This is a genomic window from Rhodococcus sp. IEGM 1306, assembly GCF_036541985.1.
GTDB classification, from domain to species: domain Bacteria; phylum Actinomycetota; class Actinomycetes; order Mycobacteriales; family Mycobacteriaceae; genus Rhodococcus_F; species Rhodococcus_F qingshengii.
Genome location: NZ_JAZHFF010000001.1, coordinates 815,304 through 841,672, shown reverse-complemented (window position 1 = coordinate 841,672; position 26,369 = coordinate 815,304). Strand labels below are relative to the sequence as shown.

Sequence of the window (26,369 nt, the reverse complement as noted above, 5' to 3'; positions counted from 1 at the left end):
CGCCGGACCCCGGATCCGGCTGCTGGGCAACATGTTCGAAGCGAATCGGCGATCGGTATCGCCGATCGACTGTGACCATGGTAACCGCGATTCCTTACCGTTCCCTTAGATGCGAGCCCAGACGTGGTCGACGTCACCGCCGCCCGGCACTGTGACTCGAACCTGAACATCGGTCCAAAAGATCGATCGAATTGCTTTAAACCGCAAGCATTTTGACTGACACACCTCCAGCGGCCGGCACACCTGAGCGCCGTCGGCGATAATGGTCGGGAGTGAACGCTCAACCGCAGACACAACGATGTGAAGGCAGGCACCATGTCCGATCAGTACGTCGCCACGCAGGACCGCTACGAAGCCATGCCGTACCGCCGAACCGGTCGGAGCGGTCTCAAACTCCCGGCCATCTCGCTGGGCCTCTGGCACAACTTCGGCGACGACGTACCGATCGAGAACCAGCGCGCAGTTCTGCGGCGGGCATTCGATCTCGGAATCACCCACTTCGATCTTGCGAACAACTACGGTCCCCCGTACGGAAGCGCCGAGACGAACTTCGGCAGGATCCTGCGTGAGGATTTCTCTTCGTACCGCGAGGAATTGGTCATCTCGTCCAAAGCCGGCTGGGACATGTGGCCCGGCCCCTACGGATTCGGTGGTTCCCGCAAGTATTTGCTGTCTTCCCTCGATCAGTCGCTCGGACGACTCGGCGTCGACTATGTCGACATCTTCTACAGCCATCGCCCTGACGCCGAAACTCCGATCGACGAGACCGCAGGCGCCCTGATCAGCGCTGTCCAGCAGGGCAAGGCCCTGTACGCGGGTATCAGTTCGTACTCGCCGGAGCGCACCCGTGAAATCGCCGCACTGCTCGCCGCTGCGGGGGTTCCGCTCTTGATCCACCAGCCGAGCTATTCGATGCTGAACCGCTGGATAGAGCAGGACCTGCTGTCGGCTGTCGACGATCTCGGCGTCGGCGTCATCGCGTTCTCACCACTCGCTCAAGGCATGCTCACCGATCGCTATCTGAACGGCGTCCCCGAGGATTCCCGTGCAGCTCAAGGTAAGTCACTGGATCCGTCGTGGTTGACCGACGACGCTCTCACCCACATCCGCGCGCTCAACGACATCGCGGCAGACCGCGGCCAGTCGCTGGCTCAGCTGGCACTGAGCTGGGCACTCCGCGATTCGCGGGTCACCTCGGTACTGATCGGTGCGTCCAGTGTCGCCCAACTCGAAGCCAACGTCGGCGCGCTCGACAATCTCGAATTCAGCGCAGCCGAACTGGCCTCCATAGATCAGCACGCCAAGGACAGCGGCATCAATCTGTGGGCAGAGGCCAGTTCGATCTGAGCGATCACCTGCGCTAGAGCTGAGGCAACTCCACGTTCACGTGCTCGCCCTCTTCGAATACGGCCGACGCCGGCCCGACGATCAAGGGATCCGGAGTACCGACAGCCCGGTGATCCTTGTTGGGATAGTCGAAGCTGGCGAGCACGTGACGCATCGCCTCGAGGCGAGCGCGCTTCTTGTCGTTGCTCTTGATCACCGTCCAGGGCGCATCCCCGGTATCGGTGTAGAAGAACATGGCTTCCTTGGCCTGGGTGTAGTCGTCCCACTTGTCGAGCGAAGCCAGATCGGTCGGTGAGAGCTTCCACTGACGCACCGGGTCCGTTCGGCGGGCCGCGAACCGCGCCAACTGCTCTTCGCGGCTGACCGAGAACCACAGCTTGTGCAGATGAATCCCGGAGTTGACGAGCATCCGCTCGAAGTCCGGGGTCTCTCTCATGAACTCGAGATACTGCGTCGGCGTGCAGTAACCCATCACTCGTTCGACGCCGGCGCGGTTGTACCAGGACCGGTCCATCATCACTATCTCGCCGCCGCTGGGTAGGTGTGCGACATAGCGTTGGAAATACCACTGCGTCCGCTCGATGTCGGTGGGCTTCTCGAGCGCGACCACGCGGGCTCCACGGGGATTGAGATGCTCGGTGAATCTCTTGATCGACCCGCCCTTACCGGCAGCATCGCGACCTTCGAAGATGATGAGCACCTTCTGACCGGTTTCCTTGACCCACAACTGCAGCTTGAGCAGCTCGATCTGCAGACGCCGCTTCTTCCGCTCGTACTCGCGGCGCGACATCTTCTTCTCGTAGGGGTAACCCTGCTTCCAGGCATCCGCGAACTCCGAAGGCTCCAGCACGCCGAGCTTGTGCTTGAGACTCGACAGCTCGTCGATCTCGGCCGCGTAATCCTCGGTGACGGAAATTCTGGTCGACGGGGTCGGCAGGTCAGGAACCCGACCGTCCACACCGCTGGCGTCGGGGCTCATGAATACGCACTCCCTGTCGTCGAAATGAACGAACGTCCGGAAAGTGAATTTTACGCGCCGAAGCCCGCTCCCGCGGGTCCGAAGAGAATGTTGCTTGGCATCGAGGAGGTAACGACAGGTCCGGCTTCCCAGTCGCCGAACCCTCACGCGGTACCTTGATCGAGGTAACTGAGACGGTCGGTAACCCCGAGAGAAGAGAGTTCTGGCGAGATGCGAGTAGACGGACGGGAGATCCCGGTAACGGGAAGCCTCCTGCCACCACTGCACCGCCGTACGAGCGACATCATGCGGGTTGCGATCGCTGCTGTGCTGCTCGGCGGCGTGATCGCGGGATCTCTGATCACTCGAAGTCAGTGGGACGCCCTCGAAACGTCAGTGTCCAACATCGTCGGTGTTCTCTCGCCGAGCCTGTCAGACACTGTGTACCTGCTCTACGGCATCGCAATTCTGGCGCTACCGTTCGCCATCCTGATCGGCCTGATCGTCGGGCGCCGGTGGAAGTTGCTGGCCGGATACGCCGCCGCCGGCCTGTGCGCCGGTGTCGCGCTGTCCTTCACCGGAACAGGCCTGGCGGCACCGAAATGGCACCTCGACGTGCCGGACCGACTCGACGCCACCTTCCTGTCGCAATTCCTCGACGATCCGCGATGGATCGCGATGCTCGCGGCGGTGCTCACCGTCTCGGGCCCGTGGCTTCCGAAGAAGTGGCGACGAGCCTGGTGGACGCTGCTTCTGCTCTTCGCTCCCATCCATCTGATCGTCAGCTCGATCGTTCCCGCACGATCGATGCTGGGTCTCGCCGTCGGTTACCTGATCGGCGCGGTGATCGTTCTCGCCGTCGGCACCCCTGCCCTCGAAGTGCCGTTGGACTCGGCAGTACGCGTACTCGCGCGGCGCGGTTACCGCGTCACCGCGTTCCGCGTCGTGAGTCCCTCGGGAATCGGGCCTCTTGTCATGTCCGCAGCCATCGACCAAGCACCGGACGACGAACCTTTCGACGAACTCGTCGTCGAGTTGTACGGACAGAACCAGCGAAGCAGCGGAGCAATTCGACAGACGTTCCGTTGGATCTCGTTCCGGAACCGTGAAACTCCGCCGCCCTACGGATCACTTCGTCGCGCCGTCGAACACCGAGCGCTCATGGGTATCGCGTTCGCCGACATCGGTCTGGCCAGTTCCAAGGCCGTCGCAATCTCGGTACTCGATCGCGGGTGGGAGATGTACGCGCGCCCGAGTCCTCGTGGCATCCCCCTTGCCGTCGCCGTCGAGAACCAGGCGGGCGAGGAAGAATCCACCAAACTGATCGACTTGCTGTGGCAAACATTGCATACCGCTCACGTGCACCAGATGGCGCACGGCGACCTGCGCGCTTCCGAGATTCGTGTCGAAGGCGGAACCATCCTCTTCGGCGGGTACGCGTACTCCGAATTCGGCGCCACCGAAGTTCAGATGCAGTCCGACAACGCACAACTTCTCTTCGCCACCGCATCATTGTTCGGGGTCGATGCAGCGGTGGACGCCGCGATTCGAGCGCAAGGCGCAGACACGATTCTCGCCGCCTCCGGCCGATTGACCACCGCTGCATTGCCCAACCGAATTCGGCGGACGGTCACGGATTCCGCGAAACTGATGACCGAGATCCGAGACGAGGTCGGTGCCAAGAACGGGATCGAAAAGGTCGCTCCCGCACAGGTCACCCGATTCAGTCGCAACCAGCTGATCCAGCTCGTTCTGCTCATCGGTCTGGTCTACGTCGCCTACCCCTTCATCAGCCAGGTCCCCGCGTTCATCACCGAGCTGAAGACGGCCAACTGGTGGTGGGCACTGCTCGGCCTCGGCGTCTCCGCACTGACGTACGTCGGCGCGGCAGCGGCCCTGTGGGCCTGTGCGTCGTCGATGGTCAGTTACCGCAACCTCTTGATCATGCAGGTGGCCAACACCTTTGCGGCGACGACAACTCCGGCCGGAGTCGGCGGGCTCGCGCTGAGCGTGCGGTTCCTGCAGAAGGGCGGGCTCGGTACCGTCCGTGCAACGGCCGCAGTCGCGCTGCAGCAGACGGTCCAGGTGGTCACCCACGTCGGCTTGCTGATCTTCTTCTCGATCGTCGCCGGACGTGATACGAACCTCTCGCACTTCATCCCGGGATCCACTGTTCTGTACCTGGCGGGCGGCGTAGCGCTCGGAGTTCTCGGTGCATTCATGTTCATTCCGAAACTCCGTGGGTGGCTGCGCGACGATCTGCGTCCTCAGATCACCGAGGTGTTGGGTGAACTGAGCCAACTCGCGCGAAATCCCACGCGCTTCCTCATCATCGTGGGCGGAAGCGCCGCAACAACTCTGGGTGCCGCCCTGGCTCTGTGGGCGAGCGTCGAAGCATTCGGCGGCGGAACGACGTTCATCACCGTCACCATCGTGACGATGATCGGTGGGACGCTCGCCTCGGCGGCTCCGACACCGGGTGGCGTCGGAGCCGTCGAGGCCGCCCTCATCGGTGGTCTGTCCGCATTCGGACTGCCGGCAAGCATCGCGGTCCCGTCGGTCCTGCTCTACCGAGTGCTGACCTGCTGGCTCCCGGTGTTCTGCGGTTGGCCGACACTGCGGTGGCTGCAGAAGAACGACATGGTCTGAGCCGTTCCGCTACTTTTGGCGAACGACGTGAGCCTGCAGTGCTTCACCGTCCTCGTCCACCCAGCCTTTGCTCTGGGCGTAGTCGACCATCGCGGCAACACCTTCGACGTCCGTGGTGCTCTCGCGAACGCGGGCTACCGAGATGAATGCACTACCACCGCTGACGTATCCGTAATCCTGAAGGCGCAAGAGTTCGTCCAGTTCGGCTTCGGAGATGTGGGCACTCACCTCGACGTGAAAGGCCTTCAGGTTGTCCACATCGTGGATGCTGACGCGGCCGTCGTCCACCAGTACATACATGGCTCTCCTTCCTAGAGCACTGACGTCGGTGCGTGCGTACCGAATACACGCCGGTGGTAGGTCAGTGGATTCGACTCGCGGTGCTCGACCTCGTCCACCGATCCTGTCACGATCTTGTGATCACCACCGTCCACAGTGCACACGATCCAGATGGGAGCGTCCGGCAGTCTCGGTGAGCACACGTGCGCCATGGCTTCTCGAAAACACAACGCCCGGTTGCCCTGTGGGACATTCACGATGTCAGCCCTTGTCTGCCAACTCTTGTGCGTACTTTTTTGTCATGTGGTCGACGGCGTCGACTTGCGCCTTCGCATGCCCCTCCCTGACGGCGCGCGCGTGAGCGCGGACAGCATAAACACTACTTCGAAAAAACGGACAACTTCGCCGCCTACCAGCACTGTTGATGCCGATAACCGATACTGAGCTGTATGTCGGAACTCGGAAATGAACCAGACTCGAAGCAGAAGGCGGTGCTCGAGCGACACGCGTCATGGATCGAATTGTTCTTCGACCTCGTCGTGGTTGCCGGTATCGGTCAGCTGGCTCACCTGCTCCACGGTTCGCCGTCGTGGTCGGATGTCGCGCTCTACGCGTTGCTCTATCTCGCGTTCTGGACCGCGTGGGCGACGTTCACGATGTACGGCAACGTTGCCGGTGACCGTGTCCGGATCCCGAGCATGCTGATCGCCATGTTCGGACTGGCCGTCATGATGGCGGCCGTGGCCGGCATCCACGACAACCATGCGCTGGCCTTCGCTGTCGCCTACGTGGCCGTACGTCTGCTGGCGAGTCGGGTGTGGCACAACGGCCAGATAGTCGTGGACTGGCCGATCGCCCAGATGTCTCTCGGTGTGATCCCGTGGATCGTCTCGTTCTGGTTCGAGGGCGAAACTCGGTTCTGGCTCTGGACCGCCGGTGTGACCATCGACCTGCTGATCATGTTCGTCGTCTCCGGCAGCGCGATCATGGAAGACGCGCAGGAAAAGCTCGACCGCATCATCAAGGTTCGGGGGTTCAAGGACGACCGGATTCCCGAACTCGAAGCCCTGCACTCCGATCGGGCTCACCTTGCCGAGCGCTTGGGCCTGTACGTCATCATCGTGCTGGGCGAGGGTGTGATCCTCGTGATTTCTGCGGCCTCGAAGCTCACCTGGGACTCGACGGTGGTCAGCCTCGCAGTCGGATCGTTTGTCCTGCTCTCGGGCATGTGGGCTCTCTCGCTTCTCTACGGCCACGCCGGTGTTCCGCACCTGCAGGCCGAGAAGTTTCCCGCTCGCATCGACATGGCGCTGCACTGTTTCACCACCGGCGCTATCGCGGTTCTGGTCGCAGGGCTCGGAGCGGCAACCGAACACGGTGCGGAGCACACGCCCGCGAACCTGCGGTGGTTGTTGTGCGGAAGCATCGCAGTCTATTTCGGAATCAGCCTGGTGGCAGGGCTGTTCGCGCGATCGGACCGACGGTGGCTGCTCGGCTGGGCGCTCCCGTGCACCGCCATCCCCATCGTCATGGGCATCGTCGGCACGCACATGAGCGCCACCTGGATCATCTGGGTGCTGGTGGCCACCGTGACCTGGCAGAACGGCTACGAGTACGCGCAGGTGCGGCGTTCGCGCCGCTCTGCTGTGCGCCTTTATTAACCCCCCGCGGTTAATAAAGGCGCACAGTAGGGGCGGTTTTTACCCTCACCGCCGGGTCGAAGCGATAGGGCTGAGCCAACAGGATTCCGGCCAATCGCTTACGCAACCTCGACATCTCGGCCCGGACGGTCACCGTCTTGCGCGGATCGCCGAACAACTGTGAGGCGAGCTGCGAGGCCGTGAGGCCCTCGGGCGCCTGTGTCAGAGCCACGAGGATCTGCGAATGGCGCGGGCTGAGGTCGATACTCCAGCTCCCCATTGCCGAGGAGTACCGCAATTCCATCGCATTCGGATCTTGCACATCCAATTCGACTTCTGCACAAACCGTTCCGGACGCCGGATCCATCTGAGGGCGGACGAGCCAACCACCCGGAAGCGGCTCGCACATACATAGTCCGAGCGACGGGAGCCAATGCTCGCCGCTGCTCATCACTTTCGGCAGTGCGATTCTGTAGATCGGCGCCATCGAGTCCACCGCCGCGACCCAGCCACTGCGGTCCACGACCACTGTCGGCTGACTCGCACGAGCCAGCGTCGATGCCGAGATCATCCGGAGCTGATCCAATCCGATTCGATGCTTCTCCCGCAGTGCGGATTCCGCCAGCCTGGCCACACTGTCCACCAGAGCGAGAGTCGACGGGTGGACCGTGTCTGCTGCGCCGGCGACGTTCACGACGGCGATGGCCCGGCGACTACGCGGATCTCGAACCGTCGCCCCGGAGCAGGTCCACGGATGCTGCGAGCGCGAGTAGTGCTCGGCCGAGAACACCTGCACTGCCGAACCTGATGCCAAGGAAGTGCCGATCCCGTTGGTACCAACAGCTTCCTCGGTCCACGACGCACCCTCGATCATCCCGAGCCGTTCGGCCCGATCCAACATTCGACTGGACCCGTGTCGCCAGAGGATACGTCCGTAGCGGTCCGCCACCACGATCAGATTCGCGTCGTCCGGGCCGACGAGTGGTGCCAGACCGTGCACCGCCTCGTCGAAGATCTCCGCCATGCCGGCTGCGCGTCTGCCTTCTTCGATCTCGGATTCGCGGCCCGTCTCGGTGATCGAGCACCGGTCCGGATCGAGTCCGAGCGCACGCAAACGCGACCACGAATTCGCGATGACGGAGCGCGGACGCGCAGGCGGCTTGCGTCCCGACATCGTTGCTTCGTACACGGATTCGAGAACACGTGCGTACTGCGCCGGGTCTTCACCACTGGCCAGGGCCGGTTCGAGTCGATTCGTTTCGCCGATCACACTCCAGTCCTATGTGACGGGGTCATCGAAAGCGAGCGTTGCACCCGGTTGCAGAGTTGTTCGCGTGCGTGAACGAAAGGACGGCGTTCACGCACGCGAACGGTGCTCACGCGTTGAGGGGTCTCCCCAGCGCCGAGAGCACAGACTCGTGCATTGCCTCCGAGAGCGTCGGATGAGCAAACACGACCTCGGCGAGATCCTCGCCGGTGGCTTCGAGGGATCGAGCGATACCGAAACCCTGAATCTGCTCGGTCACATCCGGACCGACCATGTGCGCGCCGAGAAGTTCCCCGGTATCGGCGTCGAAGATCGTCTTGACGAAGCCTTCGGCCTCGCCGATCGCCAGTGCCTTGCCGTTCGCCTGCAGGTCGAAGTGTCCGACCCGCAGCGCGCGACCAGTACCGGCGCACTGCTTCTCCGTCAGGCCCAGGCTCGCCACCTGTGGGCGGGCATACGTGCATCCCGGAACGTAGTCGCGATCGAGCGGATGAACGTCGGGCACGCCTGCCAACTTTTCGACGCACAGGACAGCTTCGTGGCTTGCCTTGTGCGCCAGACATGGAGCGCCCGCGACGTCGCCGATCGCATAGATCCCGAAAGCGCTGGTACGGCACCACTGGTCGGTGACGATCGCACCGCGCTCGATCTCGACGCCCAGAGCCTCCAACCCCAGATCCTCGACGTTGCCGGTGATTCCGGCCGCCACCAACACCCGGTCCACGGTCAACGACTCGACACCGTCGCTCGTCTGCACATTCACCTGGACGGCGTCGTCGCCGACGGTCACTGCCGACACCGAGGCTCCGGTGTGAATCGTGATGCCACGCTTCTCGAACTGCTTGCGAACGAAGGCCGAGATCTCTTCGTCCTCGACCGGCATGATGTGTGGTGCCATCTCGACGATGGTCACCTCGGTTCCGAGATCGCCGTACAGGCTGGCGAATTCGACTCCGATCGCGCCGGACCCGATCACGAGCAGCGACTTCGGCAGTTCCTTCGGGACGAGCGCGTCGAAGTAGGTCCATACCCGATCACCGTCGGGGGCAACGCCGGGAATCGAACGCGGCCGGGCACCGGTTGCAATGATCACGTGGTCGGCTCGATACGTCTGTCCTCCCACGGATACGACGCCTTTGTCCACCAACTTCGCGGCGCCTGAGATGACGTCGACGCCGTTCTTCTTCATCAGATAGGCAACACCGCCGGACAACCTCTCCGAAACCCCTCGGCTGAACGACACCAACTTCGAGATGTCGAACTGGACAGACGCCGAACTGAATCCGTATGTGTCGAGTTCACTCAAGGTATGCGCAACGTCCGCGCCGTGCAGCATCGCCTTGGTGGGGATACAACCCCAGTTGAGGCAGATACCTCCGAGGCGATCACGTTCTACCAGCGCGACGCTCAACCCCAACTGGGCAGCCCGGATCGCCGCCACGTAACCACCGGGGCCGCCACCGATGACAAGAACGTCGTACTTATGCGACGTATTGTTTTCCACCACAGCCCCTTACACCAACATCAGCGCGGGAGAAGCGACAAAGCGCTGGAGCTCCCGAAGGAAGGTCGCACCCAGGGCTCCGTCGATAACCCGGTGATCGCACGAGAGGGTCACGGTCATCACGGTCCGGGCAGAAACACTGTCACCGACCACCACCGCGCGCTTCTCCCCCGCACCTACGGCAAGGATCGCTCCCTGGGGCGGATTGATGATCGCGTCGAATGCCTTGATCCCGAACATGCCGAGGTTGGACACCGTGAAGGTTCCGCCCTGGAATTCTTCGGGACGAAGTTTGCCGGTCTTCGCCTTGGTGGCCAACGAGAGCACCTCACCCGAGATGTCCGCCAACGACTTGGTATTCGCGCTACGCACGATGGGCGTGATCAGCCCGGTCGGAAGTGCAACTGCCACCGAGACATCCGCCGACGCGAATCGAAGAACCGATTCGTTCGCGGCATCGAACTGGACGTTCACGTCCGGCACCTTCATCAGTGCAGCGGCGCAAGCCTTCACGATGAAGTCGTTGACCGACAGCTTGACCGCCGGGACGGTCGAATTGATCTCCTTGCGCAGAGCGAGGAGCGCATCGAGCTCGAGGTCTGCGGTGAGCCGGAAATGGGGTGCCTGCTGCTTGGACGCCTGCAACCTACCGGCGATTGCCGATCGCATGGGGGTGAAAGGAACTGTGTCGTACTCGGGTTCGGCCGCAACAGATTCGGTCTCAGCCGCCGCCTCGGGCAGGAGCTGCGCGGAACGAGCGGCGTCGTGCACATCGGCGACGCAGACGCGCCCCCGCGAACCCGTCGGACGACAGTCATGCAGGTTGACGCCCAGTGATCGGGCAGTTCTGCGTGCGACCGGGGTGGCAGGCACGGCACTGTCGTCGGCGGTCGATCGCAGCGGGAGTCCGGATCTCGCGGCCGGCACTACCGGCGCAACAGTGCCACCGGCGTCACGAATCGCGTCGTCGATGTCGCGGACACTGATCCGCCCGAGGGGACCGGTACCCACTACGGCGGCGAGATCGATTCCGAGCGATTCCGCACGTCGGAGTGCGCGAGGACTCGCAAACACATCGTCCTGCGTCGTGCCTTGCAGAACGCTCGGTACGACGGTGGAACCGGTTGGTACAGGTTTCGGTGCAACAACCACCTTCGCAGCCGGTGTAGCCGCAGGTGTCACGGGAGCCGCCGGCGCAGCAGCTGGTGACGGTGCCGGCTCTTCCGCCGGCGCGGTTGCGCCGCGGGCGGCGAGGAACTGCTCGATCTCCGCATCCGTCGCGGACGCATCGGCGGATACACCGATCACGGCGCCGACGGGCAGAGTCTGCCCAGGCGTGCCGACGATCTTGCGGAGAACACCGTCGAACGGCGCCTCGAGCTCGTTGGTGATCTTGCTGGTCTCGATCTCACAGATCAACTGGCCCTTGGTGAACGAGTCACCTTCCCCGATGAGCCAGGCGTTGACCAACCCCTCCTCCATGGAGAGCCCCCATTTGGGGATGTCGATAGCTTTGATGTCAGCCATGATCAGGCTCTCACCAGCTTGCGAACCGACTCTTCGATGCGCGCCGCGTCAGGCAGCCAGGCAGTTTCGAGGGTCGGGGAGAACGGAACCGGCGTGTGCGGCGGAGTGATCAGTTCGATCGGCGCTTTCAGGTAGTTGAATCCCTTGGTGGCGATCAGCGCGGCTACGTCGTGCCCGAAACCGCAGCGGGCGGCGGATTCGTCGACGATCACGACGCGTCCGGTCGATGCGACGGATTCGAGGATGCCGTCCTCGTCCAATGGTGAGACGGTACGAGGATCGACAACCTCGACCGAAATACCCTCGGCGGCCAGCTTGTCTGCTACGTCGTTGGCGCGGTTCACCATTGCGGACAACGCGATGATCGTGACGTCGTCGCCCTGCCTGGTGTAGTTGGCGACGCCGAACGGAATCGCGTACGGATCGTCCGGCACTTCGTCCTTGAGGTCGTAGAGAACCTTGTGCTCACAGAAGACGACGGGATCGTCGTCCCGGATGGCTTGGATGAGTAGGCCTTTGGCGTCGTAGGCGTTGGACGGCGCGACCACTTTCAGGCCGGGCACCGCGGCAAATACGTTGTACGGAGACTGAGAGTGCTGCGCAGCGGCGGAGAAGCCTGCGCCGATCATGCCTCGCACCACCAGCGGGGTTCTGGCCTTGCCACCGAACATGTAGCGGAACTTGGCAGCCTGGTTGTAGAGCGCGTCGTAGGAGACTCCGAAGAAGTCCATGAACATCAGCTCGGCGACCGGCCTCAGTCCGGTCAGTGCGGCTCCGGCAGCCATTCCGATGATCGCGGATTCGGTGATCGGGGTATCGATTACACGCTCCGATCCGAACTCCGTCCACAATCCCTTGGTGACACCCAGGACACCGCCAAATGCCTCGATCTTCTTCGTCTCCAGATCGGGATTGGTACCGGCATGCCCACCCCGTACGTCCTCACCGATGAGAACGACGCTCGGGTCGCGTTGCATTTCTTGGGCGATGGCCTCTTTGACGGCCTCGCGGTAGGTCTTCTTCGACACGTTCTCGGCTTCCACGCTTGTCATCTCGGGCTCCTCAGTACGACACGTAGACATCGGTCAGCAGATTCTCGACGGGTGGATACGCCGCGGCACGCGCCTTCGCTACCGCCTCGTCCACCAGCACTCGCGACTGCTCGTCCACCGCGTCCAGATCAGCGGTGCTGACCTTCTTCACATCCACGCTGCTACGGAAATTCTTGAGCGGATCCTTGGTTTCCCGTAGTTGCGCAACCTGTTCCGCCGTGCGGTACAGCTGCGCGTCACCCTCGAAGTGGCCGTGCCAACGGAATGCCGCCGCCTCGATCGTGGTGGGGCCACCGCCGGTCCTGGCGCGCTCCGATGCTTCCGCCATCGCGTCGTAGACCGCGAAGAAGTCGGTGCCGTCCACCTTGACGGCAGGCATTCCGAAGGATGCAGCGCGGGCGGCGATGTCGGGTGCGCCCACCGCGTAGTCGGTTCCTGTTGCTTCACCGAATCCGTTGTTCTCGATCACGAAGACGATCGGAAGATCCAGCACCACAGCCATGTTCATCGCCTCGAAGACGGTTCCCTGGTTGGATCCACCGTCTCCCGTGAACGACGCTGCGATGACACCGTTTCGAAGCGTCTTGCCACTCAGTGCAGCGCCGATCGCCAACGACGGGGCTCCGCCGACAATCGCGTTGGCGCCGAGCATTCCCACGGACAGGTCGGCGATGTGCATCGAGCCGCCCTTACCGCGACACAGGCCGTCGTCCTTGCCGAAGATCTCGGCCATCATGCCGTTCAGATCGCAGCCCTTGGCGATGCAGTGCCCGTGACCGCGGTGAGTGGATCCGATGTAGTCGGCGTCGCTCAGGTTCTCGCACACTCCCACCGCGATGGCTTCCTGGCCCGAGTAGAGGTGAATGAAGCCGGGGATGTCACCGGTTGCATTCTCTTCGTGCAGTCGATCCTCGAACGCACGGATGCGCGACATCTTCTCGTACGCCTTCAGCAATGCATCCCGGTCCAGCCCTGAATGAGGCTTGGCGCCGGTCCTTTTCGATCCTGGGGTTGTCGGCTTCTGCGCCGTCCGTTGAACCACAGTCACACTCCTCGTTCTCGATCACTCGTCGCCATGCAGTGTCGTGTAGGTCACGGGCGAAGGGAAAGAGTTGCGTGAGGTTGCCGGGAGTTGCGAAGGGTTGCAGCTGTTGACTTTCGAGCGTTGATTCAGGCGCCGCTCAGGCTGCCGCGTCTGATCTTGGCCAGCGCGCGGTGTTGGGCGAGTTCGACGGCGCTCGTTGTCGTTCTCAGTGACAGCGCCGTCTCGCGCACGTCGAAGCCGACAACGATGCGAGCTACCAAGACGTTGCGTTCTGCGGCCGACAGATCACCGAAGGGCAGAGTGAGTCGACTGGAGGCGGGTAGCGAATCGATTTCGCGACTGATCGCGTCGTACAGATGCGCGAGGAACGCTTCTCCGGCACGTCTACGTCGCCGAATGTCGGACAGGACGGATCGGCAGATACCGACGGCAATACGATCAGCGTCGAGCGGTCGCAGTTCGGCACGGCAGCGCCGCGTCACCAGAGGCACGATGCGTTGAAGGAGTTCTGCAATCGCGTCCCGATCCCCTCGGGACGCATCGTCGGCAACACTGTCGATCGAACGTCCACCTGCCCTGCTTGTCATTCCGATCTCCCCCTGGTTCGGCTCTTGGTCGAATTCCCGACTAATGCTCAGGTTTTGAAGTCGCTAGGGGCGTATCGGCTCGGGGCAGATCCCGGTTTGTTCCCCGATGATGTTGATCTCGGCGTTGGAACGAGGGTCAGCGCCGTAGTTGATCTGGTCGGTGCACTTCTCGGAGGGCTCGACGGCATCGGGCGGGAGGGGCGCCGGGCACGAACCCATCCGCTCTCCGATGCTGTTGATCTCCGCATTCGAACGAGGGTCACCCACATAGTTGATCTGATCGGTGCACTTGGTCGACTCGGTAGCCGGACCAGGGGCCGCAGGGGCAGCCGCGCTGGTCGAGACCGGTGTCCAGGCCGGCGCAGCTCCGCCCGCCGGGACTCCGGGGGTGGATGCGTCCGTACCGCCGCCCACCGAGTTCGAGCCTTCGACTGTCTCCGAAGTGGTCGCTGCGGTCAGCGGCGGTGGGGTCGTAGACGCCGCAACCACCGATGTAGTCGTCGGTTCGTCTCCTGGAGCGCTGTTGTCATCACTCGAACACCCTGTCATCGCGCACACCACCCCGATCGTCAGTACGGCGAGCAGCACTCGCAGACGCCGAGTCTTGTTGGTCAGCAATAGTTCAGGCATTTGCTCTCACACTCCTCGATACGCGGATCTGGTCGTTCCGCCCAAGCGGTGAACACCGACGTGACTCACTCTAGGAGCCTGATTCCATCGGTTTCGTAACAGAATTCCGTCGGTCGCGTACCAACTCTCGACGGTCCTGACATTCATACGATTACGTAACGGTGGGTGGCAAAACTCCGATATCGAGATCACCTGTGATCGTATGAAAACGCACATGCCGATGAGAGGGTTCGCAGCGGCCGGGGAGGGGAAAGTGTTGTATCGGAGTGACATCTGCGGCGGTCGATCAGACCGTACTCGCAGCCTGTTCGGTACAGCGCTCGCGGCAGCAACCCTCGGAGCGTCCGTGATCACCGGTTGCGCGTCCACCCAGGGCGTTGTGATCGAAGGCGATGTCGCTTCCACCGGGTTGCCCGTCACACAACCTGCAGACCTGGCCAGACGGGTTGCCGAAAACTCGAGGTTGGGCCGGGCACTCCTCGACGATCCTGGGGTGTCCGAGGGAGTGAAGACAGAACTTCGGTCGTGCCCTGACTGGTATCCGATCTCGGTCGGGTCCATCCTTCTCGATCCAGGCGCACCGCGTATCGTGCCGGAGACCGAACTCGTCGTCATGAATGTGTATCCGTGCCAACCGGCCCACCAACCCGGGACCGGAGTGTCGATTTCGGTCAACCTTGCCGGCTACGTCTACCGCAGCGGCAAGGCCGGTTCGAGTGAAGACGATCCCGAACTGGGTGAGCGCCTGTTCTCCGTCGAAGAGCGCGGAAAGTTCATCGTCAGCGGTCAACGCGCCGCGAGTTTGTCTGTCCTGGAAACGGATCCGCGGCCACCGGAGTTCGAATGTTGCCCCCGTCCACCGCTTCGGACCGAGTTCCACTGGGATGGAATGGAGTTCATCCGTGATTGATCGCCGTCGCCGCGCAATGCTCGCCGGTGTTTGCCTGCCGGTCGCGTTTGCTCTCGCCTCCTGTTCCACCGAGCCTGAATCAGAACCCACTCCGAATATCGCAGCATCACTCGACCCCTCGGATCTCTCACAGGGCTTGAGCATCGATCCTGTTGCCCTCCTCAGAGCAGACCCGGAAGTGTCCGATGCGGTCAAGGACAGTCTCCGACTGTGCGGTGATGCGAACTTCCCCTACGAAATCCGGTACTCCCCCGTGACAGGCGCCGTTTGGCAAGATGCCGTCGTCAATGTCTTCACCTGCGAGTCTGTCGGCATCTGGGGACGACCGGCCCCACCGGTCAGCTTCATGGTCGCCGGATTCGTCTACCAGATCGACGAATCGGGCGCTCACAAAGTCTTCGGAGTGCAAGACCCAGGACGCTACGTCGTCGGCTCAACCGGAGGATTGTCGGTCATGGTCGACCTGTGCAAAGACCCCGGCATTCCGGAGTTCTGTCAATCGTCGACTGCATACAAGTGGACCGGTGAAGGGTTTGAGAGTGTTCCGTTCCCATGAAAGCGAAGGCCGATGACCGATCCGTTGATTTTGCTGGTCGAAGACGACGCTGTCATCCGCGAAGCAACGCAATTGAATCTCGAACGCAACGGGTTTCGGGTGATCACCGCATCGGGTGGGTTGACCGGAATGGATATGGCGGTCGACGCCAAGCCGGATATCGCCGTCCTCGACGTGATGCTTCCCGACCTGAACGGAATCAGCCTGTGCCGACGCATTCGTGAGGAACTGTCGGTGCCGGTCATCATGCTGTCCGCGCGCGACGACCCGGTCGACATCGTTCTCGGATTGGAAGCCGGTGCCGACGACTACGTCACCAAGCCCTTCGACAGCGGTGTCCTGGTGGCCCGTATCCGAAGTGTGCTCCGGCGGGTCGAATCCCATTCCGGTACGGAGAAAGACATCGTGACTCTCGGCGATCTGGAGATCGATCGCGAGTTGGTGACCGTCACGCGTTCGGGCGCCGAAGTGGCTCTCACACCCACCGAAATGAAGCTGCTCCTGGTCATGGTGAGTGTGCCGCGCAAAGTCTGGTCTCGCTCCGAACTGCTCTCGGACGTCTGGGATTACGACTGGGGCGGCGATACGCGCATCGTCGACGTTCACGTTCAGCGATTGCGCACGAAGATCGGCTCCGAACAGATCCGGACCGTCCGGGGGTTCGGCTACACGATGGACAACCATCGGTGAGATCGCGGGATCTCGCCGCCAAGCTCCCGTCCACCGGGAGGCGGTTGTCGTTTCAGTGGAAGATCGCGGCGGCCATCACGTTCGTGATTGCCGTCGCCTCGATCACGCTCAGTACCGTGATGCATCAAACCTTTTCACACAACCAAGAGGATGCAGCGCGGGCGGCAGCTGATCGCAATCTCCAACTGGTGCTGCAGGACGAAACGGGCAGCATGCGTGCACTGTTCCGCGCCACCACAGATGGTCTCGACGTTCCGGAAGAGTTGCGTCAGGCCGTGGCGGGCGGCAAACGTGCCACCTACCTTGTCGACAGCGGGGACCAGCCATTTGTCTGGGCTGCTGCCGACGTCAACACTCAGGTGGTGGCGATTCGCGTCCCGTACACCGCGCAGCGGGAATCGATCGCCAGCGTCGATCGGACACTTCGCAACGCCACCATCGCAGTGATCGCAGCGGGTGCCGTCCTGGGTGTTCTGCTTGGACTCGCGATGTCGTATCGATTGCGCTCGGCCGCCCGTGCGGCTCGCAAAGTGTCTACCGGAGCGGACATCCGCGTCCGCTCGGTCACCTGGTCGCTTTTCGACGACGAGATCACCGAGCTGGCGGATGCGGTCGACGCGATGTCCGATGCTCTACGGGGACAATTGGACGCCGAGAAGCGCGTGACAGCCAACATCGCGCACGATCTCAGAACACCCATCTCCGGACTGGTCGGCGCCGCAGAGCTCCTGCCACCCGGTAGGCCAACCGAATTGGTGCGCGACGGCGTCCATAAACTCAGGAGGCTCGCCGAGGACGTCATCGAAGTGGCACGCCTCGACACCACCTCCGAGCAGGCTGACATCCAATCGGTGGAACTGGCACCGGTGGTGCGTCACGCGATTTCCACCACAGGAGTCGAGTGTGAAGTGAGTGTTCACGGCACCCCCGTGTCGTACACCGACGCGCGCAGACTGGAGCGGATCATCGCCAACCTGATCTTGAATGCTCGCAATCACGGAAAGTCGCCGATCAATGTCCACGTCGACCACTCCCGCATCACGGTCCGGGATCGGGGCGTCGGGTTCACTGAAGAGTGGCTTCGCCAGGGGCCGAAGAGATTTCAGACCAACTCCGTCGAACGCGGCCCGAACTCGGGCCTGGGCCTCGGCTTGACGATCGTAGTGGGACAAGCGGCGGTCATCGGCGCTCGTATCGACTTCGCGAACCATCCGAACGGGGGCGCGGTGGTGACGATCGACCTCCCCGAATGTTCGGCAGACGAGTTCGATTGACACCGAGGCAGTTCGGTCGATCGGCCGGGACACAGGGTCCCGGCCGATCATTGGTGGTGTCTCGGACTCAAACCTGTCCGACAGCGACTCCGGTGCGAACGTCCGGTGCACCGAGGCGCGCCGCATCAGCGGTCAGGTCATCGGGCTGCTCCTGAGATTCCCGCTCGGCTGCGACACGCAACCGGTAGTGTTCGATCTCCTCGGCAATGTGCTCGGGAGTCCAACCCAGCACCGGCGCAACCAGTTCGGCTACTTCCGCTGCTGCCGCGTCGCCGCGATCGGTAACCTCGATGGAGATGCGGGTACGACGGGTAAGGATGTCGTCGAGATGCTGTGCACCCTCATGGCTCGCAGCGTAGTGGACCTCCGCCTTGAGGTACTCGGGGGCGGAGTCCAACGGCTGCCCCAGTTCCGGTCGCGCCTCGACGAGTTCGAACAACTCGTCAGCCAGAGTGCCGTACCGACCCAGTAGGTGCTCGATGGTCGAAACGTGCAGTCCCGTGCGCTCAGCGGTGAGATGCCGATTGTTGTGCGCGGCAAAGTAGCCGTCGGCACCCACAAGTTGGATACGCTCGGTGCAGGACTTCGGCACCTTCTGTTCCAATCCGTGCACCGCGGAATCGACAGCGTCCTTGGCCATCACGCGGTAAGTGGTGTACTTGCCACCGGCGACCACCGTCAAACCTCGGACCGGACTCGACACCGCATGCTCACGCGAGAGAGTGCTGGTCGAATCCGATTCGCCGAACAGCAACGGACGCAACCCCGCGTACACACCGACGACGTCCTCGTGCGTCAACTCGTCCTGAAGGAGCTTGTTGACATGTCCGAGGATGTAGTCGATATCGCTTCGGCTCGCTGCCGGATGGGCGAGGTCGAGGTTCCAGTCGGTGTCCGTCGTACCGATGATCCAGTGGCTTCCCCACGGAATCACGAACAGCAGACTCTTCTCGGTCCGCGTGATGATTCCGGTCGCAGAGTTGATGCGGTTTCGCGGGACGACCAAATGCACACCTTTCGAAGCGCGAACCTGGAATTGTCCTCGACCACCTACCATTTCCTGAATCTCGTCAGTCCACACACCGGCGGCGTTGATGACCTGACGAGCACGGATCTCGAACGCGCGACCTGTTTCCAGATCCACGGCCTTCACCCCGACTACGCGGTCCTCCTCACGGAGAAAGCCGATTACGCGGGTGCTGTTGACGCACAGCGCGCCGTACTCGGCCGCCGTGCGCGCCAGCATCATCGTGTGGCGGGCGTCATCTACCTGACCCTCGTAGAACTTGACCGAACCCCGGATAGCAGAGCGCTTTCCGGAAGGGAACGATTCGAGAGTCTTCTTCTTGCCCACATGCTTGTGGTGTGAGGGAACCCCGCGGCCTGCGCCCATCACGTCGTAGACGCCGATGCCCAGACCGACGTACGGCCGGTCGATCAACTTCTCGAGTGGGTAGATGAACGGCACCGGCTTCGCGAGATGCGGGCACAGCGAATTCAGAACCAGCGACCGCTCACGCAGTGCCTCGAACACGAGCGCAAAATTGAACTGCTCGAGGTAACGCAGTCCGCCGTGGAACAGCTTGCTCGACCTGCTCGAGGTTCCGGACGCGAAGTCACGAGCCTCCACCAAGCCCACCTTCAGACCGCGAGTTGCGGCGTCGAGCGCGCTACCCGCTCCGACCACGCCACCGCCGATAACGAGGACGTCGAGTTCGGTTTCTTCCAACTTCTTCAGCGACTCCGCCCGCGAGGACGGACTCAATGCTTGTGCTGTGCTCATGAAAACTGTTCCTTCACTTGAAAATAGGTAGAAATGGGGGCGCCGCGATCAGTCTGCGTCGACCCAGTCGAGTGTCCGAGTGACGGCTTTCTGCCAGCCTGCATACAGGCGCTCACGCTCGGCCGAATCCATCGACGGCGTCCAGCTCTTGTCCTTCGCCCAGTTGCTGCGAATGTCGTCCTCGCTCTCCCAGTACCCGACCGCGAGACCAGCGGCGTACGCAGCGCCCAATGCCGTGGTCTCCGCAACGACAGGGCGGATCACCTCGACGTCGAGCAGATCGGCCTGGAATTGCATGAGGAGTTCGTTCGCGACCATTCCGCCGTCGACCTTGAGAACCTTCAAGTCGACACCCGAGTCGAGGTTCATCGCCTCGATCACCTCACGACTCTGGTACGCAGTCGCTTCGAGCACCGCCCGGGCAAGGTGCCCCTTGTTCACGAACCTTGTCAGACCGACGATCGCACCGCGTGCATCCGCGCGCCAATGCGGTGCAAACAGGCCCGAGAACGCGGGCACGAAGTACGCGCCACCGTTGTCGTCCACAGAGCGCGCGTTCACCTCGATGTCGGCCGCGTTGTCGATCATGCCGAGGTTGTCTCGAAGCCACTGGACCAGCGAACCGGTCACGGCGATCGATCCTTCCAGTGCGTAAACCGTTGGCTGCTCACCGATCTTGTAACAGACCGTCGTCAACAAGCCGTTCTTGCTCATCACCTTTTCGGTGCCGGTGTTGAGGAGCACGAAGTTGCCGGTTCCGTAGGTGTTCTTCGCTTCTCCGGGCGAGAGGCAGGCCTGACCGAAAGTCGCTGCTTGCTGATCGCCGAGGATTCCGGCGATCGGCACGCCGGACAACGTTCCGCGTTCGCGCACGAATCCGAAAGTTTCGGACGAGCTGCGAATCTCGGGGAGCATCGATTCGGGGATGCCCATGTCGGCGCAGATCGCCGAATCCCAAGCGAGAGTGTCGAGATCCATCAACAGGGTGCGCGACGCGTTGGTGGGGTCGGTAGCGTGCACTCCGCCGTCGACGCCGCCGGTCATGTTCCACAGCACCCAGGTGTCCATCGTGCCGAAGCACAACTCGCCTGCTTCGGCCTTCTCACGCGAGCCCTCGACGTTGTCGAGAATCCACTTGACCTTGGGGCCCGAAAAGTACGTGGCCAACGGCAATCCGGTGACTTCGGTGTACTTCCTGGGGCCGTCTTCGCCGGCGAGTGCAGTACAGATTCGATCGGTGCGTGTGTCCTGCCAGACGATGGCGTTGTAAACGGGCTTTCCGGTTGCTCGTTCCCAGACCACTGCCGTCTCACGCTGATTGGTGATGCCGACGGATGCGATGTCGGCCGCGGTCAGATCTGCGTTGGCCAAGGCGCCCGCGGTGACGTTGCGGACGTTGTCCCAAATTTCGATCGGATCGTGTTCGACCCAGCCTGCCTGCGGAAAGATCTGTGTGTGCTCGTGCTGTTCGACAGCGACTACGTGCCCACTGTGATCGAAGATCATGCATCGCGTGGAGGTGGTTCCCTGGTCTATCGCGGCTACGAACTGCGCCATCGTGCTACCCCTTTGGTGTCGAAGAAAGTGCGAAAGATTTACTGTCAGAGATGATGATTCGCCATCAGGCCGGTATCGTGGCCGGCTCCTCGGCTGCCTTCTCCACCGACTCGTCAGGCAGGAATCGACCAATCAGCTTGTCGTAGAGGAACACCCCGATCGGAGCGCCGATCAGCGGCCCCACGATGGGCACCCAGAAATACAGGCTCCCGTACTGATCTCGCCAGGCGCTGCCGTAACCGGTGAGATACGACGCCAGCCGCGGACCGAAGTCACGGGCCGGATTGATGGCGTAACCCGCGTTGGTCGCCCATGCGAATCCGATTGCCACCACGATCAAACCGACGACGAAGGGCGCAAGATTCGCGAGCGGCGGAGTTCCCCGAGTATCGGTCACCGCAACGATGAGGAACAACAGGATCGCCGTGCCGATGATCTGATCTATCAGCGCTGATCCCAGACTGACCGGGAGCGTTCCGTTTCCGGGCATCGTCGAGAAGATCGTCTGAGTCGCCGTTGTGTGTCCGGGATCGATGGCATTGAGCATGTCGTTGTAATTCCACCGGACGATCAGGGCCGCGACAAAGGCTCCAGCGGTCTGCGCCAGCGTGTAGGGCAGGACCTTGCGCCAGGAGAATCCCCGGAAGATCGCAAAGGCGAAGGTCACTGCGGGGTTCAGATGAGCACCCGTCACCCGGCCTGCGACATAGATGCCGAACATGACGCCGAGTCCCCAGGCCCACGCGATACTGTCGTGTCCGCCGAGACCCCCACCGCTCCCGCCGGACACAACCTGCGCCACAACTCCGACGCCGAACAAGATCAAGATCATCGTTCCGGCGAACTCGGCTGCCAACTCGCCTGGAAGCCCTAATCGCTTGGCTTTCTCCATCCCCACCCTCACTTCGTTGTGATGCATGTCATAGTTTGGATTGCTGCACCCGTAGCGTAAGGCCGTTTGCACATTCACGCATAGCTCGTGCACATATGTGCAAATGCCCCATTTGCGCACCGTAACGCGGGTAACAGACACACTTCTGGGACTTTGCGTGATCGAGCGCCTCAGCCTGGGCCTACTCGGATATGATTCGGTTCAATGCTCTTGCACGTACGTGCAGACAGGACGAACCCATGGAAACTCCCACTTCGGACTCCGCTACCTCCGATCCGGCGGACCCGCGCATCGCCGACGCAGTTCAGGCCGCACGCCTCTACTACTTCCAGGACCAGACCATGGCTGCCATCGGCCGCGACATGGGGGTGTCCCGATCCACCGTCTCCCGATTGATCACCTACGCGCGCACCTCGGGTCTCGTCGAGATCAAGATCAGCACCCCGCACGGCCAGGCTCCTCGCATCGAACGCGAGTTCTCGGAACGGTACGGAGTGCGCGCCCACGTGGTGACCGTGCCGGAACTGGTGGGAGATCTCGAGCGACTCGAAAAGGTCGCAACCTTTGCCGGACGCCTGCTGGCGTCGTTCTTCGACAGCGACATGGTGATGGGGATCGCCTGGGGAACCACACTCAGTGAAGTCAGCAAGCACCTTGCCCCCAAACGCACGTACAACTCGTACGTCGTGCAACTCAACGGCGCCGCGAATACTCGCACCACCGGAATCTCTTACGCCAGCGACATCATCAGAACCATCGCCGACGCCTACGGTGCTCTGCCACAAGGATTTCCGGTGCCTGCCTTCTTCGACTACCCGGAAACTCGGGAGCAACTGTGGCGCGAACGAAGCATCAAACGCGTCTTGGACATGCAGAAGCGAATGGACCTGGCAGTCTTCAGCATCGGCGTACCAGGCGGCAACGTACCGAGTCACGTCTACACCGCCGGATACCTCGAACCCGATGAAGCAGAAGCACTTCGACGCGACGGAGTGGTCGGCGACATCGCAACCGTCTTCTTCCGGTCGGACGGGAGCTACCGCGGAATCGAACTCAACGAGCGCGCGAGCGGCCCGCGACTGGACCTTTTCGAGAAGGTCGCCAGGCGCGTGTGCATCGTCGCCGGAACAGCAAAACTGCCGGCCCTGGAGGGAGCACTACGGGGCGGGCTGATCACCGATCTGATCATCGACGACGTCAGCGCCACCGCGCTGGTGTCCTGACCGCTGCACCAGCTTCTCGATTCCGTCGAGAAGTAAGCCGAGCGAGAAACTGAAATCGAAGGCATCGTCGCCGGCGGCCTCACCCTCCGGGCTGCCGTCCTCGAAGCCGCCTTCCTCGATTGCGGCACTCAGGTAGGGGAATCCCTCCCGATTGATGACACGAGCAATGAGAGCGCCGTATGCGACGTCGTCGTCTGCCGACTGCGCTGAACGAGACGCCAGGTCAGCCGAGAATCGAGCGCGGCCGATGACGAACAACGACACGTTGGTCACCACCTGGAACTTCGACGCGGCGCTCAGGGCGACCCCGTCGAGGGCGCTCAGACCCGCGTCGAGCCACGCCATGTTGTTGGGCCCGGTCGGTGGAGCCGTGATGGGCAGCTTGAGCCACCACGGTCGACTCAGCATCGTGGCGTACTCCTGATTCGCCCACGCCTCGAGCTTGACGCGCCAGGTCACGCCGTCGGGAATTACCGGCGGCGGCCCGATCACCCGATCCGAAATCAGTTCGATCAGTTCGTCTTTGCTTGCCACGTAGCGGTAGAGCGACATGGTCGTGAACCCGAGCGCTTTGGCCACGCGGCCCATCGACAGAGCGGTGACGCCTTCTGCGTCGGCCAATTCGATCGCGGTGTCGAGAATTTGCTCGAGACTGAGCCCCTTCTTCGGACCCCGCGTTCCCGGCTGGTCCAGTCCCCAGGCCAGTTCAACTGCTCTCGGTAGCGCTCCGCGATCCATAAGCTCCCACTCTTCACTCTTGCCATCATCCTAGAACTGTGTACGCTATAAACACGAGTTTATGACATACACAGTTCTTACTTGGAGGTCTCGATGTCAGGAACGATCCCCGCAATCTCGGTCCGCGGACTCCGTAAGCGCTACGGCGATCAACAGGTACTGGCTGGACTCGACCTGTCGGTCCCGGCCGGATCGGTGTACGCCCTCCTCGGCGCGAACGGCGCCGGAAAGACCACGGCCGTAAGAATTCTCACCACCCTCATCCCCTTCGACGGAGGTGAGGTCACGGTCGCGGGGCATTCACTGCCCGGAGATCCACAGAACGTTCGGCGACGCATCAGCGTGACCGGGCAGTACGCAGCCGTCGACACCTTGCTGACCGGATTCGAGAACCTCACCCTACTGGGCGAACTGAATCACCTGGGCCGGAAGAACTCCCGTCGCCGTGCCGAGGAATTGCTCGACCAGTTCGTTTTGACGGACTTCGGCGACAAACGCGCCGGCAACTACTCGGGCGGCATGCTCAGACGACTCGACATCGCAATGAGCCTCGTCGCCCGACCGGACGTCGTCTTTCTCGACGAACCCACCACCGGCCTGGACCCGCGAAGCCGCCACGACATGTGGTCGATCGTTCGAGGACTCACAGCGTCAGGCGTCACCATCTTCCTCACCACCCAATACCTCGACGAGGCAGACGAATTGGCCGATACGGTCGGCGTGCTGAGCGGCGGCCGCATCGTCGCCGAGGGAACACCGGACGAACTCAAACGCCTTGTTCCCGGCGGCCACGTCGCACTGCAATTCGAGAACCTGGCCCAACTCGAACTCGCCGCGGCATCACTGCCGCAGGCGCATTCGAATGCCGAGACCTTGACCCTGCACATCCCTTCCGACGGGGCAGTTCCGTCGATCAAAGCGATCCTCGACTCGATCGACGATCCGTCGATCACCGTCGAGAAGTTCTCCGTTCACACTCCGGATCTGGACGACGTGTTCTTCGCGCTCACCGGATCAGGCCAACCCGAGATTGCGAGCGTTCGATGACCTCCACCGTTGCAATCGATTCCGCGGTGATGCTCCGCCGGAATCTCAAACACGTTCTGCGCAGTCCGGATTCGATGATCACCGCGATAGCCCTTCCGGTCATGCTCATGCTGCTGTTCGTCTACGTCTTCGGCGGCGCCATCAACACCGGTAGCGAGTACATCGACTACGTAGTGCCCGGAATAATCCTTCTGTGCGCCGGTTTCGGCGCCTCGACCACCGCGGTCAGCGTCTCGAGCGACATGAAGGACGGGATCATCGACCGTTTCCGGACCTTGGCGATCTCTCCGTCGTCGGTCCTGACCGGTCATGTACTGGCCAGCGTCGTCCGCAACGTCCTGACTGCGGCGATCGTGGTCGTCGTTGCGCTGATCATGGGATTTCGCCCGACAAGCGATCCGTTGCGCTGGCTCGGCGTCGCCGCTGTGATCGTCGCCTTCGTCTTTGCCATGTCGTACCTCTCGACAGCTTTGGGACTCTTGGCCAAGAACCCGGAAGCTGCAAGCGGATTCACCTTCGCCATCATGTTCCTGCCCTACGTCAGCACTGCTTTCGTACCGGCTGAGACCATGCCGTCCTGGCTGCAGGGGTTTGCCCGGCACCAACCGGTGACTCCGATCATCGAGACTGTGCGCGGACTCCTGATGGGCACGCCGATCGGGAACAGCGCGGCCATCGCCCTCGCGTGGTGCCTGGGCATCGCCGCCGTGGGATTCGTGTGGTCCAACTGGCTCTACCGACGAAAGACCGCGAGCTGACCACACAAGAAAGCCCCACACCTGACGGTGCGGGGCTGCTTGTGCTGTGCGCCTTTATTAACCGCGGGGGGTTAATAAAGGCGCACAGTGGATTACTTGGCGTCCAGCAGATCGATCACGAAGACCAAGGTCTTGCCGGAAAGCTGGTGCCCTGCACCGGCGGGGCCGTATGCCAGCTCCGGCGGAATGGTGAGCTGACGGCGTCCGCCGACCTTCATGCCCGGGATGCCGTCCTGCCAGCCCTTGATCAGGCCACGAAGCGGGAACTGAATGGACTCGCCACGGCTCCAGGAAGAGTCGAACTCTTCGCCGGACTCGAACTCGACACCGACGTAGTGAACGTCGACGGTGCCACCGGGAACGGCTTCGGCGCCTTCTCCGACAACCAGATCCTTGATGACCAGATCGGTCGGCGCGGGGCCTTCCTGGAACTCGATTACGGGCTTGCTACTCATG

At 62.3% G+C, this 26,369-nt stretch carries 25 protein-coding genes; 10 read left to right on the top strand and 15 right to left on the bottom strand.

What is annotated here, in order from left to right:
• The first annotated feature begins 315 nt into the window (after positions 1-315).
• Positions 316-1,347 carry an L-glyceraldehyde 3-phosphate reductase gene (mgrA, locus tag V3587_RS04180; RefSeq protein WP_042451484.1) on the top strand — a complete coding sequence of 344 codons (1,032 nt, stop codon included), beginning with the start codon at positions 316-318 and terminating at the stop codon, positions 1,345-1,347.
• 13 nt (positions 1,348-1,360) lie between these two features.
• On the opposite strand, the gene ppk2 is transcribed toward mgrA, so the two are convergent.
• Complete coding sequence (gene ppk2, locus V3587_RS04175; RefSeq protein ID WP_003940295.1) at positions 1,361-2,326, bottom strand: polyphosphate kinase 2; 966 nt, start codon at positions 2,324-2,326, stop codon at positions 1,361-1,363.
• 210 nt (positions 2,327-2,536) lie between these two features.
• Between ppk2 and V3587_RS04170 the strand changes: the two genes are divergently transcribed.
• Positions 2,537-4,954: a lysylphosphatidylglycerol synthase transmembrane domain-containing protein gene (locus V3587_RS04170; RefSeq protein WP_283376153.1), complete on the top strand. Its 2,418-nt coding sequence runs from the start codon at positions 2,537-2,539 to the stop codon at positions 4,952-4,954.
• Positions 4,955-4,963: 9 nt separating this feature from the next.
• On the opposite strand, the gene V3587_RS04165 is transcribed toward V3587_RS04170, so the two are convergent.
• On the bottom strand, positions 4,964-5,254 hold the full coding sequence (locus V3587_RS04165) for a hypothetical protein (protein WP_204855470.1): 291 nt from the start codon (positions 5,252-5,254) through the stop codon (positions 4,964-4,966).
• A gap of 11 nt (positions 5,255-5,265) precedes the next feature.
• Positions 5,266-5,490 carry a flavin reductase gene (locus V3587_RS04160; protein WP_230587458.1) on the bottom strand — a complete coding sequence of 75 codons (225 nt, stop codon included), beginning with the start codon at positions 5,488-5,490 and terminating at the stop codon, positions 5,266-5,268.
• A 192-nt stretch (positions 5,491-5,682) separates the two neighbouring features.
• Here V3587_RS04160 and V3587_RS04155 point away from each other — a divergent pair, with 192 nt between their 5' ends.
• The gene (locus V3587_RS04155; protein WP_193595030.1) at positions 5,683-6,894 is read left to right on the top strand and encodes a low temperature requirement protein A; all 1,212 of its coding nucleotides are present in this window, start codon (positions 5,683-5,685) and stop codon (positions 6,892-6,894) included.
• A 10-nt stretch (positions 6,895-6,904) separates the two neighbouring features.
• Here the strand turns inward: V3587_RS04155 and V3587_RS04150 are convergent, their stop codons facing one another.
• From V3587_RS04150 to V3587_RS04120, 7 genes are all read right to left on the bottom strand, one after another.
• The gene (locus tag V3587_RS04150) at positions 6,905-8,143 is read right to left on the bottom strand and encodes a helix-turn-helix domain-containing protein (protein WP_054781783.1); all 1,239 of its coding nucleotides are present in this window, start codon (positions 8,141-8,143) and stop codon (positions 6,905-6,907) included.
• A gap of 106 nt (positions 8,144-8,249) precedes the next feature.
• The gene (lpdA, locus tag V3587_RS04145; protein ID WP_311093808.1) at positions 8,250-9,647 is read right to left on the bottom strand and encodes a dihydrolipoyl dehydrogenase; all 1,398 of its coding nucleotides are present in this window, start codon (positions 9,645-9,647) and stop codon (positions 8,250-8,252) included.
• Positions 9,648-9,653: 6 nt separating this feature from the next.
• On the bottom strand, positions 9,654-11,171 hold the full coding sequence (locus V3587_RS04140) for a 2-oxo acid dehydrogenase subunit E2 (RefSeq protein WP_283376151.1): 1,518 nt from the start codon (positions 11,169-11,171) through the stop codon (positions 9,654-9,656).
• 2 nt (positions 11,172-11,173) lie between these two features.
• Complete coding sequence (locus V3587_RS04135) at positions 11,174-12,223, bottom strand: alpha-ketoacid dehydrogenase subunit beta (protein ID WP_283376150.1); 1,050 nt, start codon at positions 12,221-12,223, stop codon at positions 11,174-11,176.
• Positions 12,224-12,233: 10 nt separating this feature from the next.
• The gene (locus tag V3587_RS04130; protein ID WP_051649553.1) at positions 12,234-13,157 is read right to left on the bottom strand and encodes a thiamine pyrophosphate-dependent dehydrogenase E1 component subunit alpha; all 924 of its coding nucleotides are present in this window, start codon (positions 13,155-13,157) and stop codon (positions 12,234-12,236) included.
• A gap of 236 nt (positions 13,158-13,393) precedes the next feature.
• Entirely contained in the window at positions 13,394-13,855 is a 462-nt protein-coding gene (locus tag V3587_RS04125; RefSeq protein WP_003940038.1) for a hypothetical protein, read from the bottom strand.
• Between the two features lie 63 nt (positions 13,856-13,918).
• Positions 13,919-14,485, bottom strand: a complete 567-nt coding sequence (locus V3587_RS04120; protein WP_283376149.1) for a hypothetical protein — start codon at positions 14,483-14,485, stop codon at positions 13,919-13,921.
• A 253-nt stretch (positions 14,486-14,738) separates the two neighbouring features.
• Here V3587_RS04120 and V3587_RS04115 point away from each other — a divergent pair, with 253 nt between their 5' ends.
• The 4 genes from V3587_RS04115 to V3587_RS04100 are packed head-to-tail and all read left to right on the top strand — an operon-like array spanning position 14,739 to position 17,915.
• Entirely contained in the window at positions 14,739-15,395 is a 657-nt protein-coding gene (locus tag V3587_RS04115) for a hypothetical protein (protein WP_003939689.1), read from the top strand.
• Positions 15,388-15,951, top strand: a complete 564-nt coding sequence (locus V3587_RS04110) for a hypothetical protein (RefSeq protein WP_054781865.1) — start codon at positions 15,388-15,390, stop codon at positions 15,949-15,951. Before V3587_RS04115 ends, V3587_RS04110 begins: the two co-directional genes overlap by 8 nt.
• 12 nt (positions 15,952-15,963) lie before the next feature.
• The gene (locus V3587_RS04105) at positions 15,964-16,641 is read left to right on the top strand and encodes a response regulator transcription factor (protein ID WP_003939990.1); all 678 of its coding nucleotides are present in this window, start codon (positions 15,964-15,966) and stop codon (positions 16,639-16,641) included.
• Complete coding sequence (locus V3587_RS04100) at positions 16,638-17,915, top strand: sensor histidine kinase (RefSeq protein ID WP_050654708.1); 1,278 nt, start codon at positions 16,638-16,640, stop codon at positions 17,913-17,915. Before V3587_RS04105 ends, V3587_RS04100 begins: the two co-directional genes overlap by 4 nt.
• Positions 17,916-17,982: 67 nt before the next feature.
• On the opposite strand, the gene V3587_RS04095 is transcribed toward V3587_RS04100, so the two are convergent.
• The 3 genes from V3587_RS04095 to V3587_RS04085 form a co-directional block, all read right to left on the bottom strand.
• Positions 17,983-19,698, bottom strand: a complete 1,716-nt coding sequence (locus tag V3587_RS04095) for a glycerol-3-phosphate dehydrogenase/oxidase (RefSeq protein WP_007733473.1) — start codon at positions 19,696-19,698, stop codon at positions 17,983-17,985.
• 48 nt (positions 19,699-19,746) lie between these two features.
• Positions 19,747-21,255 carry a glycerol kinase GlpK gene (gene glpK / locus V3587_RS04090; protein ID WP_007733474.1) on the bottom strand — a complete coding sequence of 503 codons (1,509 nt, stop codon included), beginning with the start codon at positions 21,253-21,255 and terminating at the stop codon, positions 19,747-19,749.
• 64 nt (positions 21,256-21,319) lie between these two features.
• Positions 21,320-22,147: an MIP/aquaporin family protein gene (locus V3587_RS04085; RefSeq protein WP_003940085.1), complete on the bottom strand. Its 828-nt coding sequence runs from the start codon at positions 22,145-22,147 to the stop codon at positions 21,320-21,322.
• 239 nt (positions 22,148-22,386) lie between these two features.
• Between V3587_RS04085 and V3587_RS04080 the strand changes: the two genes are divergently transcribed.
• Complete coding sequence (locus tag V3587_RS04080) at positions 22,387-23,370, top strand: sugar-binding transcriptional regulator (protein ID WP_007733475.1); 984 nt, start codon at positions 22,387-22,389, stop codon at positions 23,368-23,370.
• Here V3587_RS04080 and V3587_RS04075 read toward each other — a convergent pair.
• Positions 23,305-24,108 (bottom strand): TetR/AcrR family transcriptional regulator, encoded by an 804-nt coding sequence (locus tag V3587_RS04075; RefSeq protein ID WP_007733476.1) that lies wholly within the window; start codon positions 24,106-24,108, stop codon positions 23,305-23,307. The two genes, V3587_RS04080 and V3587_RS04075, sit on opposite strands and share 66 nt — an antisense overlap.
• A 93-nt stretch (positions 24,109-24,201) precedes the next feature.
• On the opposite strand from V3587_RS04075, the gene V3587_RS04070 reads away from it, so the two are divergent.
• Together V3587_RS04070 and V3587_RS04065 are read left to right on the top strand one after the other, a co-directional pair.
• On the top strand, positions 24,202-25,155 hold the full coding sequence (locus V3587_RS04070; protein ID WP_058037822.1) for an ATP-binding cassette domain-containing protein: 954 nt from the start codon (positions 24,202-24,204) through the stop codon (positions 25,153-25,155).
• Entirely contained in the window at positions 25,152-25,913 is a 762-nt protein-coding gene (locus V3587_RS04065) for an ABC transporter permease (RefSeq protein WP_283376148.1), read from the top strand. Before V3587_RS04070 ends, V3587_RS04065 begins: the two co-directional genes overlap by 4 nt.
• A gap of 92 nt (positions 25,914-26,005) precedes the next feature.
• Here the strand turns inward: V3587_RS04065 and V3587_RS04060 are convergent, their stop codons facing one another.
• Entirely contained in the window at positions 26,006-26,368 is a 363-nt protein-coding gene (locus tag V3587_RS04060) for an FKBP-type peptidyl-prolyl cis-trans isomerase (protein WP_003940440.1), read from the bottom strand.
• Position 26,369: the final 1 nt, after the last annotated feature.

Excerpts from the sequence above, each read along its gene's own strand:
- mgrA (WP_042451484.1), top strand. The coding sequence starts at position 316 with ATGTCCGATCAGTACGTCGCCACGCAGGACCGCTACGAAGCCATGCCG.
- ppk2 (WP_003940295.1), bottom strand. The coding sequence starts at position 2,326 with ATGAGCCCCGACGCCAGCGGTGTGGACGGTCGGGTTCCTGACCTGCCG.
- V3587_RS04170 (WP_283376153.1), top strand. The coding sequence starts at position 2,537 with ATGCGAGTAGACGGACGGGAGATCCCGGTAACGGGAAGCCTCCTGCCA.
- V3587_RS04165 (WP_204855470.1), bottom strand. The coding sequence starts at position 5,254 with ATGTATGTACTGGTGGACGACGGCCGCGTCAGCATCCACGATGTGGAC.
- V3587_RS04155 (WP_193595030.1), top strand. The coding sequence starts at position 5,683 with ATGTCGGAACTCGGAAATGAACCAGACTCGAAGCAGAAGGCGGTGCTC.
- V3587_RS04140 (WP_283376151.1), bottom strand. The coding sequence starts at position 11,171 with ATGGCTGACATCAAAGCTATCGACATCCCCAAATGGGGGCTCTCCATG.
- V3587_RS04135 (WP_283376150.1), bottom strand. The coding sequence starts at position 12,223 with ATGACAAGCGTGGAAGCCGAGAACGTGTCGAAGAAGACCTACCGCGAG.
- V3587_RS04130 (WP_051649553.1), bottom strand. The coding sequence starts at position 13,157 with ATGTCGCGCATCCGTGCGTTCGAGGATCGACTGCACGAAGAGAATGCA.
- V3587_RS04125 (WP_003940038.1), bottom strand. The coding sequence starts at position 13,855 with ATGACAAGCAGGGCAGGTGGACGTTCGATCGACAGTGTTGCCGACGAT.
- V3587_RS04120 (WP_283376149.1), bottom strand. The coding sequence starts at position 14,485 with ATGCCTGAACTATTGCTGACCAACAAGACTCGGCGTCTGCGAGTGCTG.
- V3587_RS04105 (WP_003939990.1), top strand. The coding sequence starts at position 15,964 with ATGACCGATCCGTTGATTTTGCTGGTCGAAGACGACGCTGTCATCCGC.
- V3587_RS04095 (WP_007733473.1), bottom strand. The coding sequence starts at position 19,698 with ATGAGCACAGCACAAGCATTGAGTCCGTCCTCGCGGGCGGAGTCGCTG.
- glpK (WP_007733474.1), bottom strand. The coding sequence starts at position 21,255 with ATGGCGCAGTTCGTAGCCGCGATAGACCAGGGAACCACCTCCACGCGA.
- V3587_RS04085 (WP_003940085.1), bottom strand. The coding sequence starts at position 22,147 with ATGGAGAAAGCCAAGCGATTAGGGCTTCCAGGCGAGTTGGCAGCCGAG.
- V3587_RS04080 (WP_007733475.1), top strand. The coding sequence starts at position 22,387 with ATGGAAACTCCCACTTCGGACTCCGCTACCTCCGATCCGGCGGACCCG.
- V3587_RS04075 (WP_007733476.1), bottom strand. The coding sequence starts at position 24,108 with ATGGATCGCGGAGCGCTACCGAGAGCAGTTGAACTGGCCTGGGGACTG.
- V3587_RS04070 (WP_058037822.1), top strand. The coding sequence starts at position 24,202 with ATGTCAGGAACGATCCCCGCAATCTCGGTCCGCGGACTCCGTAAGCGC.
- V3587_RS04065 (WP_283376148.1), top strand. The coding sequence starts at position 25,152 with ATGACCTCCACCGTTGCAATCGATTCCGCGGTGATGCTCCGCCGGAAT.
- V3587_RS04060 (WP_003940440.1), bottom strand. The coding sequence starts at position 26,368 with ATGAGTAGCAAGCCCGTAATCGAGTTCCAGGAAGGCCCCGCGCCGACC.